This is a genomic window from Streptomyces cahuitamycinicus (assembly GCF_002891435.1).
Taxonomy (GTDB): domain Bacteria; phylum Actinomycetota; class Actinomycetes; order Streptomycetales; family Streptomycetaceae; genus Streptomyces; species Streptomyces cahuitamycinicus.
Window position 1 is genome coordinate 1 of the sequence record NZ_POUC01000793.1, and the last position, 1,773, is coordinate 1,773.

A 1,773-nucleotide genomic window follows, 5' to 3' on the forward strand; every position below is an offset into this window, starting at 1 on the left:
TTCATAGTGTTTCGGTGGTTATAGCGTAGGGGAAACGCCCGGTTACATTCCGAACCCGGAAGCTAAGCCTTACAGCGCCGATGGTACTGCAGGGGGGACCCTGTGGGAGAGTAGGACGCCGCCGAACAATTCTTGAGAAAACCCCCGTACCATTAGGTACGGGGGTTTTCTGCGTTTGCGGGTTTTCTGCGTTTAGGCTCAGAGCCATGCGCTATGGCCTTGTGATCTTCGACAACGACGGTGTGCTCGTCGACAGTGAGCCCATCTCCAACCGGCTGCTCGCGGCGTACCTCACCGAACTGGGGTACCCCACCTCGTACGAGGAATCCATTCGGGACTACATGGGATCGGCGATGCACCGCATCCATGAGATTGTCCTCCAGCGGACGGGGCAGCGGCTGCCGGAGAGCTTCGACGACGTCTTCCACGCGCGGGTGTTCGCGGCGTTCGAGCAGGAACTGGTGGCCGTGGCCGGGGCATCCGGAGTCCTGGAGAAGCTGGCCGCGGACGCGGTGCCGTACTGCGTGGCGTCCTCCGGGAGCCATGAGCGGATTCGGGTGGGGCATCGGACGACCGGGCTCGACCGGTGGTTCGACGAGGGGCGGATCTTCAGTTCACAGGACGTCGGGCGGGGGAAGCCGGCCCCGGACCTCTTCCTGTACGCCGCCGAGCGGATGGGGGTCTCGCCGGAGCGGTGTGTCGTCGTCGAGGACAGTCCCCTGGGTGTGCAGGCGGCCATCGCGGCCGGGATGGACGTCTACGGGTTCACCGCCATGACGCCGGCGGAAAAGCTCGCCGGCGCGAGCGGACTCTTCTCCGACATGGAGGAGCTGGCCGACCTGCTGGTGTGAGCCGTTCCCGCAGGACGGCACCAGGCCGAAGCTGAGGCAAATTCATCTTTGGCTGGATCTACCCACGGGTAGGCAGGGGCCCTACGCTCGCCGCCATGACTCAAGTGCTGCGGCGCGGCAGGGGCTCGTTGGCGTTCGGCTTCCTGGTGCAGGGTGTCGCCTTCGCTCTGCTCGTGACGAGGATCCCGGCCATCCAGGACCGCTACGGGGTGTCCGACGCGCTGCTGCCGGCGTTCCTGGCCGCCGTACCGATCCTGGCCGGGGTCGGGAGCGTCGCCACCGAGCGGCTGGTGAAGCGGGTGCCGCCGAGCCGGCTGCTGCGGTGGTCCCAGCCCGTGGTGCTGCTGGCGCTGCTCGGGGTCGGGGCCGGGGAGCGGATGGTGGAACTCGGGGTCGCGCTGGCGGCGTTCGGGCTCGCCGTCGGGGTGCTGGACGCGTCGATGAACATGCTCGGGGTGAGCCTGCAGCGGTCGTACGGGCGCAGCATCATGCTCAGTTTCCACGCGGCCTACAGCCTGGGCGGGATCGTGGGGGCCTCGTTGGCCTGGGTCGGTGCGCACTGGCAGCTGGCGTTGTGGGTGTCGTATCTGCCGGTGGTGCTGGTGCTGTTGCCGGCCGTGCTGGTGGGGAGCCGGTGGTATGTCGACGACCGGGATGCGGGGCCGGTGGCGGAGGAGAAGGGCGGGGACGGCCAGGTGGTCGTCTTCAAGTGGCTGTTGCCGCTGTGCCTGGTGATGACGGTCGCGTACATCGGGGACTCGACCGTCTCCAACTGGAGCGCCAAGTACCTGCAGGACGTGCTCGGCAGCTCGGAGCAGATGGCGACGGTGCCGTACAACGTGTACATGGTCACCACGCTGCTGGGGCGGGCGGTCGGGGACCTCGGGGTCCGGCGGTTCGGGGCGGTCGCGGTGGTTCGGGG

At 67.6% G+C, this 1,773-nt stretch carries 2 protein-coding genes and 1 rRNA gene; all 3 read left to right on the forward strand.

From position 1 onward, the window contains the following. Nucleotides 1-10: 10 nt before the first annotated feature. Nucleotides 11-127 (forward strand): 5S ribosomal RNA (rrf, locus tag C1J00_RS42905). Between the two features lie 79 nt (nucleotides 128-206). Then, nucleotides 207-851: an HAD family hydrolase gene (locus C1J00_RS42910; protein WP_102914178.1), complete on the forward strand. Its 645-nt coding sequence runs from the start codon at nucleotides 207-209 to the stop codon at nucleotides 849-851. A gap of 95 nt (nucleotides 852-946) precedes the next feature. Beyond that, nucleotides 947-1,773, forward strand: an 827-nt coding sequence (locus C1J00_RS42915; protein WP_102914179.1) for an MFS transporter, incomplete at its 3' end; no start/stop codon positions are given.

Bases quoted from the DNA above. Each gene is read 5' to 3' on its own strand.
- C1J00_RS42910 (WP_102914178.1), top strand. From the start codon at position 207: ATGCGCTATGGCCTTGTGATCTTCGACAACGACGGTGTGCTCGTCGAC.